We start from the raw sequence: 6,136 nt of genomic DNA on the forward strand, positions 1-6,136 counted from the left end.
CATGTCGAACCGCGCCTCGAGTGCGCCCAGCGACTGGCCGTCTTCGACGAACAGGGCGTCGAGGATCGCCCGCCGCGTCGGGTCGGCCAGGGCGCGGAACACGTCATCCATATTTCCGACTATAGGTGACCATATGGTCACAGATCAAGAAGGCAAGGCCTCATGGCCGCGTGCTGATGCAAGACCTCCGCCGAACTGTCGCCCGCGACGTGCGATGCCCTCATCGAGCGGGTGCCCACGGAGTCGCTGGCCGAGGCGCTCGCCGAGTCTCCGCAGGTTGCGCTGTTCCGGGCGACAGGCCAACTCGCCCGCGAGGTGGCCTGGGCGCGAACGCTATCCTGACCTCACAGCATCCGACAGGAGATCGTGTGAGCCAGCTGAGTCAGCCCCCCGCCTTCTCGTACCCGAACCAGCGCGTCATCCGGCCGCCGCTGACTCGCGCGCACCGCTCGAGGGCGCTTGTCGCGGGCGCCGTGTCGAACGTCGTGCTCACGGCCGGCCTCATCATCGTGTCGCTCGCCGGCATCCTGATTCTCATCGGGGCGATCATGTCGCTCGTGCAGGAGATCATTCTTCGAACCGACGGCTCTCGGGTGGGGCCGGTCGATTACGTTCTCGACGCCGTGGGCCTGCCTTCGTCGGATGTCTGGGTCGCGTGGGTCGTGCTGGGTGTCGCCCTGATCGTGGGCGCGGCCATCAGCTGGGCCGGAATCTGGATCGGCAAGGCCATGATCGCCTCCGTGGGCGTCGCCCGCCCCTGGGCCGTCACGTGGAGCGCATCGGGAATTCTCATCGGACTCGGGGTTCTCGCCTCGACCGTCATCTCGCCGCTTGCCGCGCCGCTGGCAACCATCCTCTTCGGAGCCGTGCTCGGCAGCGGCTCCGTCTCGGGCGAAGACGCGTCGGGTATCGGAGTCACCCTTGCCGTCTCGATTCTCGCCACACTCTTCTCGGTCGTGGTCTACGCGGCCGCCGGCGCCCTGGTGTGGTGGTGGATGGCGCACGCCCTGCGCCGGTCGCTGTGACCGAGCCGCCGGCATCCGGGCGCGCGCCGAGCATTCGCGACGTCGCCCGCCTCGCAGGGGTCTCGCACCAGACGGTCTCGCGCGTGCTCAACGCCCACCCGAGCATCCGGCCCGAGACCAAGCAGCGTGTGCTCACGGTGATGGGCGAGCTGAACTACAGGCCCAACCGGGCGGCGCGGGCACTGGTCACGAGCCGGTCTGCGACCCTCGGCGTTCTCTCCGCGTCGAGCGCGCAGTACGGGCCGGCGTCGAGCATCCGGGCCATCGAGCGCGCCGCCCGTGCCGAGGGCTACTTCGTGAACACCGCGAACGTCGACGGCTCCGATGTCGACGAGATCCAGGCGGCGCTCACCCATCTGCTCGACCTCGGAATCGAGGGACTCGTGGTGATCGCGCCCCAGGTCAGAGTCTTCGACGCGCTCGTCTCGAGAGGGCTCGACCTGCCGTTCGTCACCATGCAGTCCACGGGACGGCCTGGCGATCACGCGCTCTCGGTCGACCAGATCACGGGAGCACGGCGCGCCACGCGGCACCTGATCGAGTTGGGGCACACGCGCATCCAGCACCTCGCCGGGCCTCGCGACTGGATCGAAGCGGAGGCACGCATCGTCGGCTTCCACGCCGAGCTGAAAGCCGGCGGACTCCTCCCGGTCGAGCCGCTGGTCGGCGATTGGACGCCGGAGTCGGGCTACCGCGCGGGCCAGCGCCTGGCGCGCGAGGGGGGCGTGACCGCCGTGTTCTCAGCCAACGACCAGATGGCGCTCGGCCTGCTGCACGCTCTGCGCGATGCGGGGCTGGATGTTCCGGGTGATGTCAGCGTCGTCGGTTTCGACGACATTCCCGAGGCCGCGCATTTCTGGCCACCGCTCACGACGGTGCGGCAGGACTTCGACGAGTTCGGGCGGCGCTGCATCGCGTTGCTGCTCGCGGCGGTGCGCGATTCGCCAGTCGAGGAACGCGACCTGGTGCCCGACCTCATCGTGCGCTCGTCGACGGCCCTGCCCCGCCGCTCGTGACGAAAGTGCCGTCACTAATTCAGGAGGAGAGCTCCGCCACCGCCACTATCCACGTGGCAGAGCTCTCCTCCTGAACTAGACACGGGAGCCCGGCGCTTGACAGCGGACTGCCGCGCTCGGGTAACATGAACTCGGCGATGTGAACGGTCACATTCGCCGGATGCACCGCGTGACGCGAACAAAGGAGTTCCCCGAATGAGCCCTGCCGACACGAGCACTGCCGAGACCACCGACGACGAGCGCTACGTCATCGGCATCGACTACGGAACGCTCTCGGGTCGCGCTGTGGTGGTGCGCGTCAGCGACGGAGCCGAGCTCGGAAGCGGCGTTCTCGAGTACCCGCACGCGGTCATGGATCGCACACTCGTCGCATCCGGGGCCACCCTGCCGCCCGAGTGGGCCCTGCAGGTTCCGAGCGACTACGTCGACGTGCTGAAGCACGCCGTTCCGGCGGCGCTGGCCGAGGCGGGCATCGACCCGGCGCTCGTGATCGGCGTGGGCACCGACTTCACCGCCTGCACGATGATTCCCACGCTGGCCGACGGCACCCCGCTCAACGAGCTGCCCGAGTACGCCGACCGACCGCACGCCTACGTGAAGCTCTGGAAGCACCACGCCGCGCAGTCGCAGGCCGACCGCATCAACCGGGTCGCCGACGAGCGCGGCGAGTCCTGGCTCGCCCGCTACGGCGGACTCATCTCGAGCGAGTGGGAGTTCGCCAAGGGCCTGCAGCTTCTCGAGGAGGACCCCGAGCTCTACGACCGCATGGAGCACTGGGTCGAGGCCGCCGACTGGATCGTCTGGCAGCTCACCGGCGAGTACGTGCGCAACGCGTGCACCGCCGGCTACAAGGGCATCTGGCAAGACGGCGAGTACCCGAGCGCCGACTTTCTCGGCGCACTCAACCCCGACTTCGCCGACTTCGCCACGAGCAAGGTCGAGCACCGCATCGGCCAGCTGGGGGATGCCGCGGGCCGGCTCTCCGCCGAGGCCGCGGCCTGGACCGGCCTGCCCGAGGGCATCGCGGTGGCCGTCGGCAACGTCGACGCCCACGTCACCGCGCCCGCCGCCCGCGCCGTGAAGCCCGGACAACTGGTGGCCATCATGGGCACGTCCACCTGCCATGTGATGAACTCCGACGCGCTGAAAGAGGTTCCCGGAATGTGCGGGGTCGTCGACGGCGGTATCGTCTCGGGCCTCTACGGCTACGAGGCGGGCCAGTCGGGCGTGGGCGACATCTTCGCCTGGTATGTCGAGAACCAGGTGCCCGCCCACTATCGCGAGGCGGCCGATGCGCGCGGCATCGGCATCCACCAGTATCTGACCGAGCTCAGCGAGCACCAGCCGGTCGGCGGCCACGGACTTCTCGCCCTCGACTGGAACAACGGCAACCGCTCGGTTCTCGTCGACACCGAACTCTCCGGACTGCTCATCGGACAGACGCTCGCGACGCGCGCCGAGGAGATCTACCGGGCGCTGCTCGAGTCGACGGCGTTCGGAACACGCAAGATCATCGAGACCTTCAACGCCTCGAATGTGCCGGTCACCGAGTTCATCGCCGCCGGCGGGCTCATCAAAAACGCGTTCCTGATGCAGACCTACAGCGACATCCTGCGCATGCCGATCTCGGTTCTCGCCAGCTCCCAGGGCCCCGCTCTCGGCTCGGCCATCCACGCCGCCGTCGCGGCCGGCGCCTATCCCGACGTGCTTGCCGCGAGCGAGAGCATGGGCCGGCTCGACGAGGCCGTCTACGTGCCGAACGAGGCGAACGCCGATGCCTACGACGCGCTCTACGCCGACTACTCCGAGCTGCACGACTACTTCGGCCGCGGCGCTTTCGATGTGATGAAGCGTCTCAAGACCGCCAGACGAAAGGCACTCGCGTGAGCGACAGCGCACCCGATTTCGCTCCCGAGATTCTGGATGCGATCGCGCGCGTTCGCGCCGACGTCGCGGCGCTGCACGGCGAGCTGGTGCGCTACGGCCTCGTCACCTGGACAGGCGGCAACATCTCGGGCCGCGTGCCCGGCGCCGACCTGTTCGTGATCAAGCCGTCGGGGGTCGACTACGACGCGCTGACTCCGGGGAACATGATCCTCTGCGACCTCGACGGCGAGGTGATTGCGGGAACACCCGGTTCTGAGCGGTCGCCCTCGAGCGACACGGCGGCCCATGCCTACGTGTACCGGAACATGCCCGAGGTCGGGGGAGTCGTGCACACCCACTCCACCTACGCGGTCGCCTGGGCCGCGCGCGCCGAACCGATCCCCTGCGTGATCACTGCGATGGCCGACGAGTTCGGCGGCGACATCCCGATCGGGCCGTTCGCCATCATCGGCGACGACTCGATCGGCCGCGGAATCGTCGAGACGCTGAAGGGCCACCGCTCGCGCGCCGTGCTCATGAAGAACCACGGCCCGTTCACGATCGGCACAGACGCCCGCGACGCGGTCAAGGCCGCCGTCATGGTCGAAGACGTGGCCCGCACGGTGCACATCTCGCGCCAGCTCGGCGCGCCTGTCGACATTCCCTCCGCCGCGATCGACTCGCTCTTCGACCGCTACCAGAACGTCTACGGACAGAACCCTGAAGGATCCCTCGCATGAGCACTCTCCGCACCTCACTCGACGACTACGAGATCTGGTTCCTCACCGGAAGCCAGGGTCTCTACGGCGAGGAGACCCTCCGCCAGGTGGCAGAGCAGTCGAAGACGATCGCCGACACGCTCGAGGCGTCCACGAGCATCCCGGTTCGCATCGTGTGGAAGCCGGTGCTGACCGACTCCGACGCGATCCGTCGCACCATGCTCGAGGCGAACGCCGACGACCGCGTCATCGGCGTGACGGCCTGGATGCACACCTTCAGCCCCGCGAAGATGTGGATCGCCGGACTCGACGCGCTCACGAAACCGCTCCTCCACCTGCACACGCAGGCGAACGTCGAGCTGCCCTGGGCCGAGATCGACTTCGACTTCATGAACCTCAACCAGGCCGCGCACGGCGACCGGGAGTTCGGCTACATCCAGTCGCGCCTCGGCGTCGCCCGCACCACGGTCGTCGGCCACGCCACCGACCCGGTCGTGCAGCAGCAGGTCTCCGACTGGCAGCGCGCGTCGGCGGGCTGGGCCGCGGCCCACCGCCTGAAGCTGGCCCGCTTCGGTGACAACATGCGCTTCGTCGCGGTGACCGAGGGCGACAAGACCGAGGCCGAGCTGCGCTTCGGCGTGCAGGTCAACACGTGGGGCGTCAACGAGCTCGCGGAGAGGGTGGCTGCGGCATCCGACGCCGCCATCGACGCGCTCGTCACCGAGTACGAGGAGCTCTACGACGTGGTGCCTGAGCTGCGGCGCGGCGGCGCGCGCCACGGATCGCTCCGCGACGGCGCGGCCATCGAGCTCGGCCTGCGGTCGTTCCTCGAGGAGGGCGGCTTCGGCGCCTTCACCACGAGCTTCGAGGACCTCGGCGCCCTGAAGCAGCTGCCGGGCCTCGCGGTGCAGCGGCTGATGGCCGAGGGCTACGGGTTCGGGGCGGAGGGTGACTGGAAGACCGCCGTGCTGGTGCGGGTCGCGAACGTGATGGGTGCCGGCCTGCCGGGTGGCGCGAGCCTCATGGAGGACTACACCTACGACCTGAAGCCCGGGCAGGAGACCATCCTCGGTGCGCACATGCTCGAGGTGTCGCCGTCGCTGACCACCGCGAAGCCGACCCTCGAGATCCACCCGCTCGGCATCGGCGGCCGCGAGGATCCCGTGCGGCTCGTCTTCGACACCGACCCCGGCGAGGCGGTGGTCGTCGCGATGAGCGACATGCGCGACCGCTTCCGCCTGACGGCGAACGTCGTGGATGTCGTGCCGGAGCATCCGCCGCTCCCGAAGCTGCCCGTCGGCCGTGCGGTCTGGGCTCCGAGGCCCGACCTCCGCACGTCGGCGACCGCGTGGCTGACCGCCGGTGCGGCCCACCACACCGTCATGTCGACGGCGATCGGCATCGACGTGTGGCGGATCTTCGCCGACATCGCCCGCACCGAGCTGCTCGTCATCGACGAATCGACGACGGTGCGCGGGTTCGCGGCCGAGGTGCGCTGGAACCAGGCCTA

5 protein-coding genes are annotated in these 6,136 nt (G+C 69.0%); all 5 read left to right on the forward strand.

From position 1 onward, the window contains the following. Positions 1 to 368: 368 nt before the first annotated feature. Complete coding sequence (locus ACE5CZ_RS05215) at positions 369 to 1,025, forward strand: hypothetical protein (protein WP_374946281.1); 657 nt, start codon at positions 369 to 371, stop codon at positions 1,023 to 1,025. After that, complete coding sequence (locus ACE5CZ_RS05220; RefSeq protein ID WP_374946282.1) at positions 1,022 to 2,041, forward strand: LacI family DNA-binding transcriptional regulator; 1,020 nt, start codon at positions 1,022 to 1,024, stop codon at positions 2,039 to 2,041. Before ACE5CZ_RS05215 ends, ACE5CZ_RS05220 begins: the two co-directional genes overlap by 4 nt. Before the next feature lie 195 nt (positions 2,042 to 2,236). Then, positions 2,237 to 3,928 carry a ribulokinase gene (araB, locus tag ACE5CZ_RS05225; protein WP_374946283.1) on the forward strand — a complete coding sequence of 564 codons (1,692 nt, stop codon included), beginning with the start codon at positions 2,237 to 2,239 and terminating at the stop codon, positions 3,926 to 3,928. Next, complete coding sequence (locus ACE5CZ_RS05230) at positions 3,925 to 4,647, forward strand: L-ribulose-5-phosphate 4-epimerase (RefSeq protein WP_374946284.1); 723 nt, start codon at positions 3,925 to 3,927, stop codon at positions 4,645 to 4,647. The genes araB and ACE5CZ_RS05230 overlap by 4 nt, the downstream gene beginning before the upstream one ends. Beyond that, positions 4,644 to 6,136: L-arabinose isomerase (gene araA, locus ACE5CZ_RS05235; RefSeq protein ID WP_374946285.1), on the forward strand; the 1,493-nt coding region annotated here is incomplete at its 3' end. The genes ACE5CZ_RS05230 and araA, both read left to right, overlap by 4 nt.

Origin of the sequence: Agreia sp. (assembly GCF_964263775.1) — a bacterium.
Classification (GTDB): Bacteria; Actinomycetota; Actinomycetes; order Actinomycetales; family Microbacteriaceae; genus Agreia.